At 58.7% G+C, this 18227-nt stretch carries 15 protein-coding genes; 10 read left to right on the forward strand and 5 right to left on the reverse strand.

The window, feature by feature from the left end; translation table 11 throughout:
- The first annotated feature begins 408 nt into the window (after positions 1–408).
- On the forward strand, positions 409–1149 hold the full coding sequence (locus WBQ96_RS07845) for a FadR/GntR family transcriptional regulator (protein ID WP_165119425.1): 741 nt from the start codon (positions 409–411) through the stop codon (positions 1147–1149).
- A gap of 265 nt (positions 1150–1414) precedes the next feature.
- Positions 1415–1786 (forward strand): nuclear transport factor 2 family protein, encoded by a 372-nt coding sequence (locus tag WBQ96_RS07850; RefSeq protein WP_165119462.1) that lies wholly within the window; start codon positions 1415–1417, stop codon positions 1784–1786.
- Positions 1787–1836: 50 nt separating this feature from the next.
- Here WBQ96_RS07850 and WBQ96_RS07855 read toward each other — a convergent pair whose 3' ends face one another.
- Entirely contained in the window at positions 1837–2760 is a 924-nt protein-coding gene (locus tag WBQ96_RS07855; protein ID WP_165119424.1) for a LysR family transcriptional regulator, read from the reverse strand.
- A gap of 266 nt (positions 2761–3026) precedes the next feature.
- Here WBQ96_RS07855 and WBQ96_RS07860 point away from each other — a divergent pair, with 266 nt between their 5' ends.
- From WBQ96_RS07860 to fhuB, 7 genes are all read left to right on the forward strand, one after another.
- Complete coding sequence (locus tag WBQ96_RS07860) at positions 3027–4172, forward strand: MFS transporter (protein ID WP_205826744.1); 1146 nt, start codon at positions 3027–3029, stop codon at positions 4170–4172.
- Positions 4173–4209: 37 nt separating this feature from the next.
- Positions 4210–5406, forward strand: a complete 1197-nt coding sequence (locus WBQ96_RS07865) for a serine hydrolase domain-containing protein (RefSeq protein WP_165119422.1) — start codon at positions 4210–4212, stop codon at positions 5404–5406.
- Positions 5407–5960: 554 nt separating this feature from the next.
- Positions 5961–6449 (forward strand): RNA polymerase sigma factor, encoded by a 489-nt coding sequence (locus WBQ96_RS07870; protein WP_165119421.1) that lies wholly within the window; start codon positions 5961–5963, stop codon positions 6447–6449.
- Positions 6450–6500: 51 nt separating this feature from the next.
- Complete coding sequence (locus tag WBQ96_RS07875; RefSeq protein WP_165119420.1) at positions 6501–7502, forward strand: FecR family protein; 1002 nt, start codon at positions 6501–6503, stop codon at positions 7500–7502.
- Positions 7503–7636: 134 nt separating this feature from the next.
- Positions 7637–10027 (forward strand): TonB-dependent siderophore receptor, encoded by a 2391-nt coding sequence (locus tag WBQ96_RS07880; protein ID WP_337035875.1) that lies wholly within the window; start codon positions 7637–7639, stop codon positions 10025–10027.
- 4 nt (positions 10028–10031) lie between these two features.
- Positions 10032–10964: an ABC transporter substrate-binding protein gene (locus WBQ96_RS07885; RefSeq protein ID WP_336548989.1), complete on the forward strand. Its 933-nt coding sequence runs from the start codon at positions 10032–10034 to the stop codon at positions 10962–10964.
- Positions 10954–12954 carry a Fe(3+)-hydroxamate ABC transporter permease FhuB gene (gene fhuB / locus WBQ96_RS07890; protein ID WP_165119417.1) on the forward strand — a complete coding sequence of 667 codons (2001 nt, stop codon included), beginning with the start codon at positions 10954–10956 and terminating at the stop codon, positions 12952–12954. Before WBQ96_RS07885 ends, fhuB begins: the two co-directional genes overlap by 11 nt.
- A gap of 513 nt (positions 12955–13467) precedes the next feature.
- On the opposite strand, the gene WBQ96_RS07895 is transcribed toward fhuB, so the two are convergent.
- The 3 genes from WBQ96_RS07895 to WBQ96_RS07905 are packed head-to-tail and all read right to left on the reverse strand — an operon-like array spanning position 13468 to position 16385.
- The gene (locus WBQ96_RS07895) at positions 13468–14265 is read right to left on the reverse strand and encodes an enoyl-CoA hydratase/isomerase family protein (protein WP_165119416.1); all 798 of its coding nucleotides are present in this window, start codon (positions 14263–14265) and stop codon (positions 13468–13470) included.
- Between the two features lie 45 nt (positions 14266–14310).
- Entirely contained in the window at positions 14311–15237 is a 927-nt protein-coding gene (locus tag WBQ96_RS07900) for an acyl-CoA dehydrogenase family protein (RefSeq protein ID WP_165119415.1), read from the reverse strand.
- Entirely contained in the window at positions 15234–16385 is a 1152-nt protein-coding gene (locus WBQ96_RS07905; RefSeq protein ID WP_165119414.1) for an acyl-CoA dehydrogenase family protein, read from the reverse strand. Before WBQ96_RS07905 ends, WBQ96_RS07900 begins: the two co-directional genes overlap by 4 nt.
- Positions 16386–16616: 231 nt before the next feature.
- Between WBQ96_RS07905 and WBQ96_RS07910 the strand changes: the two genes are divergently transcribed.
- Entirely contained in the window at positions 16617–17435 is an 819-nt protein-coding gene (locus tag WBQ96_RS07910) for an SDR family NAD(P)-dependent oxidoreductase (RefSeq protein ID WP_165119413.1), read from the forward strand.
- Between the two features lie 25 nt (positions 17436–17460).
- On the opposite strand, the gene WBQ96_RS07915 is transcribed toward WBQ96_RS07910, so the two are convergent.
- A complete protein-coding gene (locus WBQ96_RS07915) occupies positions 17461–18216 on the reverse strand; it encodes an IclR family transcriptional regulator (RefSeq protein ID WP_165119412.1) in 756 nt (251 codons plus the stop codon).
- Positions 18217–18227 lie beyond the last annotated feature (11 nt).

Consider the following 18227-nt stretch of genomic DNA (forward strand, 5'->3'; position numbering starts at 1 on the left):
GCCCTACCGGTCGAACTGCGTCACAGGCCCTCTTTTCTGACACCAAAGATTATTGAAATAGTATCTCTTGTCAATATGAAATTTAGAGATACTACCTCTTGAGATTACCAAGAGTCGCCATCTGAAAAACCCCTTTATTTTCAATTATATGTACGAAAGTAGATCGGCGCCGACAGAACTGAACGCCTCCTTACGGAAAAAAATTAATTTGCGGCTTAGTGTAAAAAATCTGAAGTGTGCGTGCCGTCAGAGAGGCGATCTCAACAGGTGTGCGCACACGTGGGAAAAATCCACATATCAGAGGTAGCATCTCTTATCCAGGTAGTGATACCTTGTCAGAGAAGTCGCGAATCCTTATCAATCGAATGAAGGTCAAGGAGACGGCGGCACTAGTTAAACGGGTGAACCTTGGACACACTGACAAGCCGGACAATACAGGCACTGAAAGCCCTTATTATCGAGGGTCAACTCGACAAGGGACACAAGCTTGGGTCGCTGAATGAATTATCCCAGCAGTTCGGCGTGAGCCGTACTGTTATTCGCGAGGCAATCTCCGCACTGCGGTCCGATGGGGTCGTCGAAGCACGCCATGGCGTTGGCGTGTTCGTACACGATGTGCCGCAGCCGGAAGATTCGAGCGGTTATGATTCCGAGCTTACGCTGGCACCGCTACGCCAGCTGAAGACTTCGTTCATGGACCTCCTGGAGCTGCGGATGGCGTTCGAGGTGCACGCCGCCGGTCTTGCCGCGACCCGGCGCTCTTGGGCGCAGGAATCGAATATCTGGAACGCCGCTCGCCAGTTCGAAGCATCGATCGATGACGAAGCTGCGCTTGACCATCTCGACTTTGTCTTTCATCGCGCGATCGCAGAAGCGACGAATAACGGCGCCTTCATCGAGTTCTTCAACTTGATGAGCCTTCAGATAATTCCCCAGCCCGCCTTCTCGAAAGAGCTCAATCCAGCGCTCATCACCCCCGAATACATTCAGAACACGGTAAGAGAGCACAGGGCCATCTGTGAAGCGATCAGCAGTGGAAATTCCGGCGAGGCGCGCGAAGCGATGCGCGCGCATCTGAACCGCAGCCACCTCCGGTATAGGGGCTTTTCGGACGGAGGCTCCTCGCCATTGAGCAATCTGGCCCAATAAGCACTTACGCCGAAGCTGTTCTGACTTTCGCTCAACCGTGAAAGGGGAAATCGTGGCGTTTCATCAAGGTCTGACGATTTTTCGGATTCGACCGACGGGAGAACGACGCCCTTCATCTCGACTACTTGCACTAAGACCGCCAATCCAGGTCAGACCGTTGCGACCCAGCGGCATGCCCGCATGACAGCGGACCCCTTTACAGGAAGCTTCGACTTTGACCTATTTCGGAGATCGAACGCTCACGGACAATGGCTGGACAGCGCAAATGGACATTCGATCGACACTGAAGGAGCTAAGTGAGGCCTTCAACGCGCACGATCTTGATCGTATTATGGCGTTCTTTTCCGACGATTGTGTCCTCGAGATGCCGAGGGGAAACAAGCCTTGGGGATCTCGGTTCGAGGGCAAACGCACCGTACGGGAAGCGCTGGCAGCACGCTTTGAAGGCCTGCCTGATGTCCATTATGGCACTGACGAGCATTTTGTGGATTCGGCTGCCGATACTGGTATCTCGAAATGGACCCTCACCGGCACGACCCGCGACGGGACGACGGTGGAAGTCCGAGGTTGTGACTTCTACACCTTTCGAAACGGCAAGGTGATCCGCAAGGACTCATACTGGAAAATTGTGGAGTAAGAGTCGGATGCTGATGCTGTCCGGCCGCGGCCGATTGATGGCAAACCGGCTTATATGTGGGCGACCTCCATGTCAGCCACGGCGCTTGGCAGCGAAAAAAGATTATCGGCCAGGAAGTCGACGAATACGCGAAGCTTGGGAGAAAGCTGCCTTGTTGACGGCCATAGCATCCGGAACGTGACGGAGTGGTCGATATAATCCTCCAGCACACTCACGAGCGTGCCGTCGGCAAGCTGGCGGTGGATCGCAAACTCGGGAACATAGATCAGGCCCAGGTCCTGCTCGGCCATAAAGATCAGAGGCTCGAGACCGCTTGAGACGGCGGCCGTCGATATCTCGACCTCCGCCTTCCGCCGTTTGCTTCCCAACGGCCACGGCTCGATGAGCCCGGTGCTCGGATAACGGTGCCGCAAGCCGATGTGATTCTTAAGATCGGCCGGATTTGCGGGAAAGCCACGTTGATCGAAATAGCCGGGCGAGCCCGCCAACAGATAGGGCGAGGCCCCGAGAACGCGTGTCATTAAGCGCGAGTCAGTGGCGTCACCGGTCCGCACGACCGCATCGAAGCCTTCCTCAACAACGTTCACCAGACGATCGTTGAAGTCGAGATCGAGTTCGATCTCGGTATAAGTCCGTACGAAAGCGCTGATCGTCGGCATCATCAACATTCCCACGATGGGCAGGCTGACGCGCAGCTTGCCCTTTGGCGCACCTCGGGTCTGTGAAAGTTCGAGTTCGGCAGCCTCGATCTCGCCGAAGATCCGCCGGCAACGTTCCAGGAAGAGGCTGCCCTCCGGTGTAAGCGCGATCGATCGGGTGCTGCGGTGGAACAGCCGAACGCCGAGATGTTCCTCCAGCCGCGCGACGGCCTTTCCGGCCGCTGAGGGCGAGATGCCGAGATGCCGGCCGGCGATGGTGAAACTGCGCGCTTCGGCTGTGAGCACGAACGCTCTCAGTGAGCCCAGGCTCTCCAATTTACACCTCAGATTATGGTCAAAAATGTCCAGCTAGTTATGAATTCTAGCACAATTCTCTTTCATCGATAGTGAATTTATCCTGCCGGTCAATGCTGTAGCCGGAACTCTCTCATCGTTGAGTGATGTGGAATTTCGGTTGCAGGCGAACATTCACCTTTATCCTGGACGGCCTCATGACTTCTACCAGCGACCCGATTTGCGCCAATTCTCCATCACTTGGGCCCGCTAAATCCTCCGGTCCGGCGGTAACCGAACGCCTACCGATGTCGGGCCTCCTTGCGCTGGCGATGGCTGGGTTCATCACCATCCTGACAGAGGCCCTTCCGGCCGGACTGCTTCCGATGATGAGCGCGGATCTCCAAGTCTCGGAGGCGCTGGTCGGTCAACTCATCACGATATACGCGACTGGATCGCTGGTGGCGGCAATCCCATTGACTGCAGCCACGCAAGGGTGGCGGCGGCGCCCCCTCCTGTTGATTGCTATCGGTGGTTTTGCCGTTGTAAATACGGTAACGACGATATCCGACAGCTATGTGCTGACTCTAGTCGCACGCTTCTTCGCCGGCGTCTTCGCTGGCCTGCTTTGGGCACTACTGGCTGGTTACGCAAGCCGCATGGTTGCGGACCACCTGAAGGGACGCGCCATCGCGGTTGCAATGGTCGGGACGCCGATGGCCCTGTCGCTCGGCATCCCAGCGGGCACGTTGCTCGGCGGCACCGTCGGCTGGCGCCTCACCTTCGGCATCATGAGTGTCCTGACCGCGGTGCTTATCGTCTGGGTGTTGGCGAAGGTGCCGGACTTCCCCGGACAGGCGAAAAACAAGCGCTGGTCGCTCGGCAAAGCCTTCACCCTGCCGGGTATCCGGCCAGTGCTGTTCGTCACGCTGGCCTTCGTGCTCGCACACAACATCCTCTACACCTACATCGCCCCCTTTCTCGTTCCGGCCGGTCTCGCAGACAGGGTCGACGCAGTCCTGCTTGTCTTCGGCGTGACGGCGTTACTCGGCATCTGGGGTGTCGGTGTACTTATCGATCGTTGGCTGCGCGAGCTGGTGCTGGTCAGTACGCTTCTCTTTGGGCTCGCGGCGCTGGCGCTGGGGTTTTGGAATACCGTCCCAGCAGTCGTCTATGGCGCGGTGGGTGTATGGGGTCTCGCATTCGGCGGCGCTGCAACACTATTCCAGACTGCTTCGGCCAAGACTGCGGGCGATGCAGCCGATGTGGCACAGTCCATGCTCGTTACTGCCTGGAATACTGCGATTGCCGGTGGCGGTCTGGTTGGCGGCGTTCTCCTTGAAACCCTCGGCGTCGCTTCCTTCCCGTGGGCGCTGCTGACGTTGCTGGCTGCAACGCTCGTGGTTGCGTGGGCCGCGAGCGGCCACGGTTCTCCAGCAGCAATGCCGAAGTAATCACCGCAACTCCAACAATGACCAGAAGGAAACCCTCATGTCTCACGACGCAAAGACGCTTGCCCTCCTCAACCCGACTAGCGATCCGCAGCCCATTTCGGAGCGTATAAATGCTGTAATCGACGCAGCGTTGGCGGAACAGCGGATCGTCGGAGCGACTGTCCTCGTGGCTCTCGACAGCCAGAGTATCTATGCCCGCGCGGCCGGCCTTGCCGACCGGGAAGAGCAACGTCCCATGCGTCTCGACACCCTGTTCAGGCTGTCCTCGGTATCGAAAGTGTATGTCTCTGTCGCCGCTCTGGTACTCGTCCGGCAGGGGCGCCTCACATTGGACGCGCCCGTCACGGCCTGGCTTCCGGAGTTCACGCCCGAGGGACCGAGCGGCACTGTGCCTTCAATCACTGTGCGCCATCTGCTCAGTCACACTGCCGGTCTCGGCTATGGCTTTCTCGAGCCCGCCGACGGCCCTTATCATCGCGCTGGCGTTTCGGATGGCATGGATCGAGCCGAAGTCACGCTAGCCGAGAATGTCCGGCGCATCGGCACAGTGCCGCTGCTGTTCGAACCGGGGACATCCTGGGGCTATTCGCTTGCAACGGATGTGCTCGGGGCCCTGGTGGAGCGCGTCAGCGGCCTGCCGCTCGACGAGGCGGTCAAAATTCTCGTCACCGGACCGCTCGGCATTGCGGATACCGGCTTCACGGCTGCCGATCCCACCCGGCTGGCGACCGGCTATGTCAGCGAACCTTCGAGACCGCGCCGAATGGCGGGCATGGAGATCGTTCCGCTACCCTTCATGCCGGAAGCCGAGGGGCTGCGGATGGCTCTCGACCGGGCGTTCGATAGCAAGGCTTTCCCTTCGGGTGGAGCCGGAATGATCGGCACGGCCGGCGATCTGCTGCTTTTGCTTGAAGTGCTTCGCACCGGCGGCGAGCCTTTGCTGACTGGTGCGCTGATCGATGAGATGACAACCGATCACACAGTTGGAATGGACCTGTTGCCCTGGCCCGGACGCGGCTTCGGTCTCGGTTTCACAATCCTGCGCAACCCAGGGATCGCGCACTCGGCGGAAACCGCGGGGACGTGGCGTCTCGGCGGGGCCTATGGCCACTCATGGTTTGTCGATCCAGACCGGAAGCTTACGATGGTGGCCTTCACCAATGCGGGCCTGGAGGGGCAATCTCCCGGCGGTCGCTTTCCCGACGAACTTGCCAAGGCTCTCTACGCAGCGTGATGCACGCTCCAAATGGGAAGCTTGCGGATGCGTGACTGAGATCTTCTGATATGCATCAGACGAGTGGGAGGAGACATTTGACACATCCGCCGACGGCGCAAGAAGAACTCTACGGCCAGTGGATGATAGAGGAACTTGCGCGGCATGGTTACAAGCTCAGCGCCGGGACGCTTTATTCGGTCTGGACCAGCGCCGTCCTTGGACCGCACGATTTTGCCCTTGCGCTTGCTGGCATTCTTCTACTTACCGTGTGGAAGGCTCCACCATCTACCGCTCGGATCAACGCGTGCACTTGCGGCAAAGGAAGGCGTCTCCCAAATGCAACACTCCGCTTGATAATTCACCCGGCTCGAGTGTCTCGTGGTGCGCTCCGCTCCGGTCAAAATCAGAAACGTGAGCGATTTCACATAATTGCTGAGTATTTAACACAAGTTTATCATAGGGGATTGAAATCATTAGAATTCTTCCAAAAGATAGCAGTTGAAGGAGCGCGCCGGGGTCACTAAACGGGAATCGGCACCTCTACGAAAGACGGGTGCATGGAGCCAGCACCGTTGACCAGCAGCCGTGAAGATATCGAGCATCTATATATTTCGGAGCGAAGTCGCCTTGAACGCGTCGCCCTTCGCAGGGTCGGCGAAGCCCACGCGGCGGATATCGTTCAGGACGTCTTTGCCGCTCTTTGGTCGCGTGCGGTCGAGCACATCACACTAACGCCCGCCTATCTTTCCCGAGCGACAAAATATGGCGCCATAAGCCACTTTCGAGCCGAGCAGCGGAAAAGGAAGTTCTTTGGTGCGATTACCGAAGAGCAATATTCAGTGCCTGTGGCAACGCCCGACCAGATAGTGTCTGCGCGGCAGGATTTGCAGCGGCTTGCAGAGACCATCCACACATTGCCGGCACGCACGCGCCAGATTTTCATTCTGAACCGATTGCACAATTGCACCTATGACGAGATCGCTGAAAGTCTTGGCCTGTCTTATAGTACAGTCGAGCGCGAAATAGCCCGGGCGATTGTCGCGTGCAAAGCTTGCCAGTAACCGCTTCACACCATTGAGAGTTCATTTTATCGCATATCCGGAACGATCCGAATGATGACCGGCGGCGAACCCGCATCGCGAGACAAGGCGCTCATCGAAAAGGAAGCGGTGGCTTGGTTCACTCGCCTGAACGGCAAGCCGTCGGGCCGCGAGGAGCGTGATTTCAGGACATGGATCAAGGCCTCGACACAGCACGAACAAGCGTTCGAAGAGGTTCGGACGCTTTGGTCGGCTCTCGGGCCTGTCGCCGATATCGTTGGGCGCAGGCCGGATGACAATTTGGCTGAACCGCTCGAAAAAATCAGAAAATTGCGGGAAGGACACCGGGTAAACAAGGCCGGTGCGGCGGTCGTTGTCGGTCTTGCCACGCTTCTCGTTGGGTCCTGGGTCTGGCTGGAGCACCCGCATATACTTGAGGACCTGGAAGCGGACTATGTAACGGCACGCGCTGAAAGACGCAGCATCGCGCTTTCGGACGGCTCCGAGGTGCTTATGGACGCCGACACCGCTCTTGAAGTCGAGATGACCGGGAGCGAACGCCGGGTGCATCTCTTGCGGGGAACGGCCTATTTCCGCGTCAATCGAGCGGACGTCCCATTCATCGTCGAAGCCGAAAATGGCGAAGCTCGCGTGCTCGGAACCGAGTTCGATGTCGCCCTTGGCGGCGAACGCGAGGTTACGATCACTCTTGCCAGCGGCAGTCTTGAAGTCAGTCTCCTCAACAAGCAACAGGAGACCGTTCTCAAGCCGGGAGAAAGCGTCGATTATGGTCGAACCGGGTTGGGGGAAATCCGTTCGGTCAGCATAGACGAGAGCACCGCCTGGCACTCAGGCCGGCTGATTTTCACCAATGCCCGCTTAGGGGACGTTCTGGCGAAGATCGGAAGGTATCGCAGCGGGCGCATCGTCGTTCTAGGTTCTTCCGTCGGCGAAACGCGCGTCAGCGGAAATATCTCTCTCGAAAATACCGATGCCGCCCTGGCCGCGGTACAATCCTCCGTTGGGTTTCGGATGACGGCAATCGGCGGGATGGTGACCGTCATCGGCCCTTGAAACCGTCATTGCATAAATTTTTACCGGCGATGTGAGGGTAGCCCCGTTCCTCGAACGATAAGGAAAGTGAGAGGGCAAGGACGCTTCTTCGGAACGGTTCCTTCCACAGGTTTTCGAGGAAAAAGGGGCGTCCGATGAAGGGCAGGCTTATGAGCGGCAGAATGGTTTTTCTGCTGGCAACAACGGTGTTTGTGGGGATCGCTGGCGACAGGGGCATTGGCCAGAAAGCATTCGCCCAGACCGCCAAACAGAAGACCCATAATTTCAATATTCCGGCAAAACCGGTTCGTCAGGCAATGAACGATATCGTCCGCATTTCCGGCATCGATGTTGTTTTCCCGGAAACCTCCGCAGCATCGTCGACGGGCAAACCGGTGCGCGGTTCAATGACTACCGGACAGGCTATCGCTACGCTTCTTGCAGGCACGAACCTCAGTTACTCCTTTGTCAACGACAACACGGTAACAATTACCAGCCGGGCGCAAGAGAGCGGCGCCGGCATCAGCCAAGATGGCTCGATACTGCTCGATGCGGTCACGATCAGCGGGCAGGGTTCGGGAACAAACGGTTATGTCGCAGGCAGCAGTTCGACCGGCAGCAAGACGGACACCCCTTTGGTCGAGGTGCCGCAAGCGATTTCCATCGTTACCAAGGACCAGATTCGCGACCAGGGAGCACAGACGGTTTCGGAAGCACTGCGCTATACGGCCGGTGTGACAACCGGATTGTTTGGAACCGACCCGCGTTTCGACCAGATGATGCTGCGCGGTTTCAATTCGCATCCTTCAGGCGATTTCAAGAACGGTTTGCGGCAGCCAACCTATTCCTTCTCCTATTTCAAGACCGAAGCCTACGGGCTTGAACGCATCGACGTCCTGAAAGGCCCATCCTCTGTCCTCTACGGGCAAGGTGCTCCCGGCGGCGTCGTTGACCGCGTCACCAAGAAGCCGACTGAAGAGGTGATCCGCGAAGTGCAGGGGCAGATCGGCAGCAACGACCGGTATCAGGGGGCATTTGATTTCAGCGGCCCGGTCGACGCGAACAAGGAGTTCCTCTACCGGCTGACAGGCGTCTTGCGAGATGCCGATAGTTTTCAACACGGCGATATGCCCGATGACCGCCGTTACATCGCGCCTTCACTTTCGTGGCAGCCTTCCAGCGATACGAAACTGACGATTCTTGGCGACTACATGAAGGATAATGTCGGCTGGAATTTTTATCATACGCGACCGGACGGAACGCCAACGCACATATTTGTGGGCGAACCGTCATTCGACCGATACGCCCAGGAACAATACTCCGGTGGATATGAGTTTGAACACCGGTTCAGTGAGGTCTGGCAAGTCAAACAGAATCTGCGATGGGGACGCATAGATTTCGACGGCCGGTATGTAGTTCCCGGCCCGCTCGCAAGCGACGGGCACACGCTCAACCGCTTCTGGGAGCACCGCGAGGAGAACCTTACCTCCTTCACGGTCGATAATCAGGCGATCGCCACCTTCGATACCGCAAGTCTCAGCCACAAAGTTCTTCTGGGTCTCGACTACCAGCGGATGGATGGAAAATCGAATGTCCATAATGGCTATGGGCCGTCGCTTGATCTGGACAATCCGGTTTACGGACAACCGGTCTCAACCGACTTCTCGATCGAGATGGCAAATACCCGGCAGAAGCTGAGTCAAGTCGGCATCTATTTGCAGGATCAGATCAAATACCAGGATCGTTGGGTGCTGACGCTGGGCGGCCGTCATGACTGGGCCGATCTCGACACCAGCAATTTTCTCACATCCGAGACTTTGAAAACGACAGACAGCGCGTTTACCGGCCGCGTTGGCCTTACCTATCTGTCCGATATCGGACTGGCACCTTACGTCAGCTACTCGACCTCGTTCCTGCCCCAGGTCGGAACGACATCTGCCGCCCGGGGCAGCAAGCCGTTCGAGCCGACGACGGGAGAACAGTACGAGGCCGGCATCAAGTATGAGCCGACAGCCGATAGTCTCGTGACACTTTCGGTATTCTCTTTGACGCAAGGCAACATGCTGTCGTCCGACCCAGATGATGCCAATCAGAAAATCCAGACAGGAAAGGTACGTTCGCGCGGCGTTGAGCTCGAAGGAGCAGCCAACCTGACAGAAAATCTGCGGCTCAAGGCGTCGTACACCTACCAGGACATGAAGGTTGTCGAGAGCACGGACGGCGATGTCGGAAAATGGCCGGTCAGCGTTCCCGCCAATCAGGCATCGCTCTGGGCCGATTACACGGTGAACGAAGGCATGTTCGACGGCCTTGGCTTTGGTGCCGGCGTACGGTTTACCGGCAAGACCTACGCGGATGCACAAAACACCCAGAAGAACGACTCCTCGGCATTCGTCGATGCGTCGATCCACTACGAGCGCGACGGACTGCGATTGGCTGTTAACGCAACCAATCTCTTCGACAAGCAAGTGGCCACCTGCTCCTTTGGCTATTGCTACTGGCAGGAGGGACGCACCATTCTGGGCACGCTGACACGTCGCTGGTAGCGGTATGAAGGCCGGCAAACATAGCGGGCACGCCATGTCATCAACGCAGACCCGCCGCGATTTCATCGCTGCAGGTATCATGGCAGCCTCCGCCGTTCTTGCACCCGCATCCGGGTTTTGCGTCGAGCAGGCGAGCGGTCCACAGCGTATCATCGCGCTCGATTGGGGGCTCGCGGAAACGCTGCTCGCACTGGGTGTCAAACCACTGGCGATCCCCGAGGTCCGTGGCTATCGGAACCTCGTCGATCCAGACCTGCCGGAGACAGTTCAGGATATCGGCCTGCGTACGGAGCCCAACCTCGAACTGATGCGCCGGCTCGATCCGGACCTTATCCTCGTTAATCCCGGTTATGCCGGTATCGCAGACATTCTGGGCCGCATTGCCTCTGTCGAAACCTATTCGATCTTTGACGGGAGCGGAAAGCCATTCGACAACGCCCGCAAGGCGCTTGTGCAAATAGCCACCGTTACCGGACGGTCCGAGCAGGCGCGGCTCTATCTAGAGGAGACGACAGTTGCGCTTGAACAACTGAAGGCTTCCGCCAACGATTTTAGGGGTCGGCCGGTATATCTTGTCACGATGATCGACGAACGCCACTTAATGATCCATGGCAACAACGGGCTGTTTCAGCATGTCCTTGATGTCGCGGGTTTGCGCAATGCATGGGACCAGGCGGGAAATATCTGGGGCTACTCCAACGCCGGCATCGAGCGGCTAAAGAGCGAACCGGACGCACTGGTCATCAATCTGGGACCGGTTCCGGCCTATGTTCAGATCGCGCTGAAATCCAGCCGATTGTGGAGCAGCCTTCCTTTCAATCGAAGAGGACAGTTTCATACCATCCCGTCGCTCTGGACTTTTGGGGCGCTTCCAAGTGCAGTTCGCTTTTCCTGGTCGCTGACAGATATTTTGCGGGGCATTCCCCATGCCGGGTGAGGTGGCGTACCGGCAACGGGCCCAATGGCGAAGCTTCGGGTTTGGAGGGCCAGCTTTTCTCACCGTATTTTTCGGCGGATTGGCGGCGTTTCTTACCACTCTCAACGGGCCAAATTTAGCGAACTGGGCCGCTGGAACAGCCGTGCAAGGCGAGTATGAGCGGGTCTTGTTTTATTATAGCGATCTCCCACGGTTTTTCGTCAGCTTGCTTGCCGGCGCATCGCTTGCTTTAGCCGGTGCGATTTCTCAGATGGCCTTGCGAAATCCGCTGGCCTCTCCGACAACGCTCGGGACGGCCTCCGGCGCGCAACTAGCTCTCACCCTTGCATTCACATTCGCGCCTTCCGCCCTTTCCTATGGCAGCCCGTTGATTGCATTCGCCGGCGCGGCCGCCGCGACCGCGCTTGCCTTTGGGCTGGCCTCACGTCGAGGTTTCTCCCCTGTCGTATTGATCCTGGCAGGGCTTCTCATCAACTTGTACTGCGGTTCGGCTCAATATGCCCTTAGCTTGTTCCGGCAAGAGGAAGCGTTGAGCGTCTATATCTGGAGCGCCGGTTCTCTCCTTCAGAATGGTTGGTCGGGAGCAATCATTCTGACACCGGCTTTTCTCGTTGCCGCTCTTGTCACTGCGATATTCCTTCGTCCACTAGCGCTGATCGGGCTTGGGGATGACAGCGCGCATAGCCTCGGCATCTCGGTCCGGACAGTCCGGCTCGCCCTGCTGCTTGTCGCAACGGTGCTCACCGGGCTGGTGGTCAGTGTCGTCGGCGTGGTCGGTTTTGTCGGGCTGCTCGCGCCCTGGCTCGCCCGTCTGACCGGAGCCCGGACGGCGTCGAGCCAGTTGCTCTGGTCTCCTGCTATCGGTGCAGTATTCTTGTGGGTTGCCGATCAGGCCGCCCAACTGGCCGGCGGTGGGCACTACGAAGTTCCTACCGGCATTATTACCGCCTTTCTGGGCGCACCGATCCTTCTCGTTCTCCTGTCGAGGCTCAAGAGGGAGCAGTCCGTCGAAAGCGAAGGTTCGAATCTCGTCAGAAAGCTGCCCCATCCTTGGCTATGGATCGCGAGCATCCTCACCCTGCTCGTTCCTGCGATTCTGTTCGGCCTGTCGGCAAATTGGGTGCCTGCAAGTTTCGGGTTTGTCTTCGACCCGGTCTTCGGCGATCTTTTCGAATGGCGTGCGCCACGCTTGTTCGCGGCACTGCTGGCCGGAATGCTGCTGCCTTTCGCCGGCACCGCGCTACAGCGCTTGTTCAGCAACTCCATGGCCAGCCCCGAGCTTCTTGGTGTGTCGTCAGGCGCCGCTATGGGCATGGTGCTGGTCCTGCTGCTGGTTCCCTCGGCGGAATACCAATTACAGCTTGGCGGCGGCGTAGCCGGTGCGGTCATTCCCTTGGCGATGATGCTCCTTCTCGGTGCGCGCAGCAAATTCGCTCCGGAGCGCATGCTGCTCGCAGGGGTTGCCACAACGACAGTGTGCGGCGCTGTGCTCACAGCCCTCATGGCTTCCGGTGATCCACGATTGTGGTCGATCAGAGGCTTGTTGGCCGGCTCGACCTATCAGACGACATGGGATCAGCTTCTTGCGGTATCGGCGGTGGCTTTCCCCGCAATGTTCGGCGTTGTCCTTTGCTTTCGCTGGCTGGATATCCTGCCGCTTGGCGTGCCGACCGCTTCCGCCCTGGGAGTGAGAATCTCAGGGACCCGGATCGCTATTCTTCTTATTTCGTCGGTACTGTCCACGGGCGCTACCTTGCTGGTCGGCCCGATCAGCTTCATTGGGCTGATGGCGCCTCAGATCGCGCGCCTTCTTGGATTACGAGGGTCTCTCCAGCAACTTGCCGGGTCGGCTGCCGTCGGCATGATGATTATGGTACTCGCCGACTGGTTTGGCCGGTATTTGATGTTTCCATACCAGATACCTCTCGGACTCGTTACGACCTTTATTGGTGGTCCCTATCTGATATGGCTCCTTTGGATACGCCGATGACAAGAAATGTCAGCCCAATATTGAATCGCTGTTCTGGAAATAAAAATTCGACTTTTAGAGACTCTATTCTCACATCTCCATCCTGCATATTATGCAACTCGAGATGAATTAATCTTAAATCCCACGTCGGGATTGGCGATTCCGGAACGATGCTGTCTCGCTAGATAGGCGGCGGCCTCTTCGAAAGACAGATCGTTCGTCATGGATCAGGCTGCCTCGTTCAGATGACAAGCCGACCAACGATCCGGAGCAGTTTATTTCAGTACTGGGACAACCTCCCGGCAGCGCGTCATTGTCTGCGGGCAACGCGGATGGAAGGGCGTCCTGAGGGCGGATCGAGGGGGAAGGCAGTTCGCCCGGTAAGGGACAATAGTCGCGTCGATCGCGTTAAAGGTCCAGATCCAATTGAGCGTGGCTGTCAAGCCGTTGAGCGAGACGGGAAATGTCGGCAAGACGTTCGAGGCGTTTCCACCAGGCCGGGTGTAGGCCTGAGAAGGACGCTATCAATGCCATTCACTTGAACACAGGAGGCCGCTTCTCCCGGAAGGCGGCAACGGCGGCGGCGTGATCGGCGGAGTAGGCCGTGACCGTCTCATAGGCCATGCCGGCCTGCATCACCGCGGCGGCAATCCGCTTGAGTTCGATGTTGACGATGGTCTTCGTCCAGCGAATGGCTTGGGTAGAACCGGCGGCGAGACGGTCGCAGAAGGTGTCGATCGCTTCATCCAACCTGTCAGCGTCCACCGCATGATTGACGAGACCGATCTCGGCAGCGCGCGCAGCGTCAAGCAGATCACCGGTCATCAGGAATTCCTTGGCGCGCGAAAACCCGACAAGATGAGGCCAGACGACGGCCCCGCCGTCGCCTGCCACGAGGCCAATGCCGACGTGAGGGTCGCCGATTTTGGCTTTTCGCGACATGAAGGTTACATCGCACATCAAGGCAAGCGTGGCGCCGAGACCGACGGCGTGGCCGTTGATCTTCGCTATGATCGGCTTCTCCAGGTCGAGCAGCGAAAAGATGATCCGCTTGGCAATTTCGGCCTCGTGGAGAAAGAGCTCTGGCTTATCGACGACGGCCTGCATATGGGCGATGTCCCCTCCGGCGGAGAATGCGCGGCCCGCTCCGGTCAAGACGATGATATCACTTTCCTCGTCAGCCGCCGCGTCGGCAAACACGCAACCGAGTTCATCGTGCATCTGCTTGCCGACGGCGTTCAGGCTGTCCGGATTGTTCAACTGTATGGTGAGGATCCGGCCGCGACGCGAAAATGCAATCGCGGCGTACTTGTCCTGCCAGTTCTCCGACATACAATGCTCCTGCTCAAAAATGTATTCAACCAGCCGTGCGATTGACTAGGCGGTCTCTGGCCAGGTTATTGCCGCGACATCACGCAACTGCCGCGATGCCCCACCCAGATCGGACAGAAGCAGCTTTGCCCGATACGACCACCGGTATAGTGGGTGTTCAAGCGTCAGCCCCATTGCTCCCATGAACTGATGCAGATCGTAGAGTATGCGGCTGGTGCTTTCCTGAAGATAGCCGGCGGCCATGACAGCATCCTCCAAGGAACCGGAAACAGCGGCCCTGCGTGCGAGCCACTCGCCTGCCGCAATCGTGCTCGCACACATTGCAAGCCGATGCTGGACTGCCTGAAACGACCCGATCGCGCGACCGAACTGGCGGCGGTTCTTGACGTAGTCTGTGACACTGAACAAAGCGCCTTTGAGGATGCCACTCAGTTCGCATGCCGTCGCCACAAGCAGCAACCGCCGCACGAGCGCTGCGTCCGCCACCACCTCGGACCGCGCCAGGCATGCGGCAGGGTCCGCCAGCCGCGCCATCGGGTATGCGAAGAACGGCGCGGTGGCGATCGTGTCCTTGCCTTCGATCCGGCAAACCCGCGCCTCGTTTTCGCCGAGCAGGACGACCGATCGCGCCACACCGAGAAATCTGGTCGCCTGGTCGAACTTACCCGTCAACACGGCGACCGGACGCGGCCACTCGGGCAATGCCAGCGCCCGCAAGAACGAAGAATGGGCGGCCTCGACAATCACAGGCCTTGAGGAAATCTCCTGAACGACCATGGCGGCGGCCATCGGCCCGAACTCTTCGAGCCCCGCCGCATCGAGGAAGCCTGAGTCCTCAAGTGCCGAATCAAGATCGCGACTAAAGAACGACCTGCTTCCGTCGACAGGCGCAGCTGTCGCTTCCGCCTGCATAAGCAGCTTCTCAAGAGCGCTGATGAGCGCGGTACACTCCTCCGGGACAGCAAAATTCACGCGCGAGGCTCCCAAGGAAGTTCCAGGTAAGATTGAGCGACAATGCCAAGCTGGATTTCCGCTGCCCCCGAGGCGATCCCCGATGCGATCGCGCGTTCATGGTGGGGCTTCAGCGAGGGTATGTCGTCGTTCGAATATGAAGCCGGCAGGAACTCGAGACCGAAATTCGAGACGGCATGATCGGCGGTAATGACGGCAAAGCGGGCGAGGCTCGACTCCGCGCTCGGCGGCGCGCCCCGGGACCGCTCATCCACCACCCGGTAGACAAGCAGGCGTGCTGCTTCGCATGCCGAAAGCGCCTGCCCCGCGCGGTAGCGGATATATTCGTCGTTCCACCGACCTTCTTCCTTCAATCGCGCGACAAGCGCGTCGAGGGTGCGGCGTGAAAACTCATAACGAGGAATGCCGACGCGCTCATTGCCCAAAGAGTAGGTGATGATCGACCAGGCCTTGCCCTCTTCGCCGAGCATCGCCGATGCCGGAACAGTCACATCGTTGAAGAACACCTCATGGATATCGCCTTCGCCGACGAGACTGGGGATCGGCCGTACGGAAATGCCAGGCGTGTCCATCGGCACGATGAAGATGCAGATGCCGTCCTTGCGCTTGCCCGATGTACGCGCGAGCAGGAAGCAGTGATCCGCCAGGCCCGCATAAGACGTCCAGATCTTCGAGCCGTTGACGACGAAGTTGTCCCCGTCGCGCTCGGCTGATGTTCGCAGCGACACGAGGTCGGATCCCGCCGAAGGTTCCGAGAAGCCCTGACACCAGATGGCTTGACCCTTGGCCGCACGCGGCAGATGCAACTCTTTCTGCTCATCGGTACCGAAGCGCATGATCGTCGGGCCGATCCAGTTGACGTTCATATATTGCGGCCCGCGCGGCTCGCCGGCCGCCCACATCTCTTCGCCAAGAATGAAGTGCTCCCAAACGGTTGCGCCTTCACCGCCGAATTCCTTTGGCCAGTGCGGAACCAGCAAGCCGGCCTCGGCAAGCTTGGGGCAGAAGCGGAGGGAGAAATCCGTCTGCTGACGCGATCCCGGTCCGTGCCGCGCGATCTCGCTCCAGTCGTCGGGCAGTTCCGACTTCAGAAAGTCAACGACACGCGCGCGAAATGCGCTTTGCGGACCAGACCAGGAAAAGTCCATAACTCAAAACCTGTCTCATATAATGGTACATCGCCAATCAACGGATTGAACTCGAAAATCAGCATAATTTGCTTCTATGTCAATAGAACTTCTGCTAGCAATATCAATCAGGCGAAAACAATCATCATATATTTGTCCTACTATACGGGATGATCCATACAAAGCGCTACAAGTTGGCGGTGCGAAGCAACCAGCGTTAGACAGACAGCTTCAAGAGGGAGGTTCTGGAATATGAAAGTGGCACTCATAACGGGAGCGGGAAGCGGCATTGGCCTGACAACCGCGCTGGCCTTTGTGAATTCCGGCATTGCCGTCGTTGGTTTGGGCCGTCGCAGCGAGAAGCTTGACGCGCTGGTTTCGGCCGCCGGCGAACGGCGCGACCTGGTCGCTGTGCTGGCCGCAGACGCCACCCTGGACGACACTCCATCCCGCGCCGTTCAGCTGGCCATGTCGCGCTTCGGCCGCCTCGACTACCTCGTCAACAATGCAGGCAGTGGCCGGCCAAAGCCGGTGCATGAAACCGACGACGCTACGCTCGACGCCAGCCTGAACCTGATGCTGCGCGCGCCGTTCCGGTTCATTCGCGAAGCCTTGACCGTCATGCAGCCGGGCTCGGCTATCGTGAACGTATCCTCGACATACGCTTTGGTCGGCGGGCTTCGGGGTGGAGCCTATTCGGCTGCCAAGGCAGGTCTGCTTGGCCTGACGTCGCATGTCGCCTGCCAGTATGGCAGCAGCGGTATTCGCTGCAACGCCATCGCCCCGGGAGTCATTCCGACGGAAATGACGGAAGGCCGCTTCGAGGACGAGCGGTTCAAGCGCATGAACAACGATATGACGCCGTCGCCGCGCCTGGGCACTGCCGATGACGTCGCCAACACGATTGCCTTCCTGTGTTCGGACGCCGCCGGCTGGATCAACGGTCAGTGCATCGCAATCGACGGAGGCTGGTCGGCTACCAAGTTTCTTTCAGAGACGGCGCTCGTTGCCACCCGCACCGAAGTGCAGCCGGATTTCAGCCATTCGGGAAAGCCCGTGGTTCACGGTTGACATCAAATCCCGATGAGGAACCTGATCACTGAAGGGAAGCAGCGGCTTTCAGAAGGCGCTTCCACTTCTGGATATTCTCTTCCGTAGCAAGCGACTGATGGGTGGCGATGCTGAGAGCCAGCATGCCGCCTTTGTCCGACGGTACGGCGATGCCGAGGCCATAGACCCCTTCGACCACCTTTCCCCAGCTCTCTGCGACACCGCTGGCCCGCGCGTCTGCGACGGCCTTTCGCAAATCGTCGGCAGTGGCACGCCCATATCGATGCAGATGGGGCTCGATTGCGGCGATCGTGGCTTCGCATTCGGCTTCGGGCATTGCCGCCAGAATGGCCGTCGCGCCGGCACCGAGGCCGAGCGGGCGGCGCTGGCCGACCTCGACCGGAATGACCCTTATCACCGAAGAGCCTTCCGCCTTGTCCAGGCACACGGACTCGCTGCCGCTGCGTCCCATGAGATAGGTGGTCGCCCCGGTATCTCTTGCCAGCGCTTCAATGGCGGGCCGCCACGTCAGGATAACGTCTTTTCGTCCCCTCACGGCCAGGCCAAGCTCGGCCGCCAATTCACCGATCGAGTAACGCTTGGCGTCGTCGCTCTGGGCTACGAGCTTTTCGCTGACAAGACATTTCAGAATTCGGTGCGTCGTCGAACGCGAGAGTTCCATCGCTTCCGAAAGCTCGCGCAGGGTGGACCCGGTCTGGGGCGTTTTGGCAATCTGCTTCAGGATCGAGGCAGCGCGGCGTATCGCCTGCGTGCCATCATTAGGGACATCCGTTTTGGTCACCGGTCGCACCA

Origin of the sequence: Mesorhizobium sp. CCNWLY176 (assembly GCF_037153935.1) — a bacterium.
GTDB classification, from domain to species: domain Bacteria; phylum Pseudomonadota; class Alphaproteobacteria; order Rhizobiales; family Rhizobiaceae; genus Mesorhizobium_M; species Mesorhizobium_M zhangyense.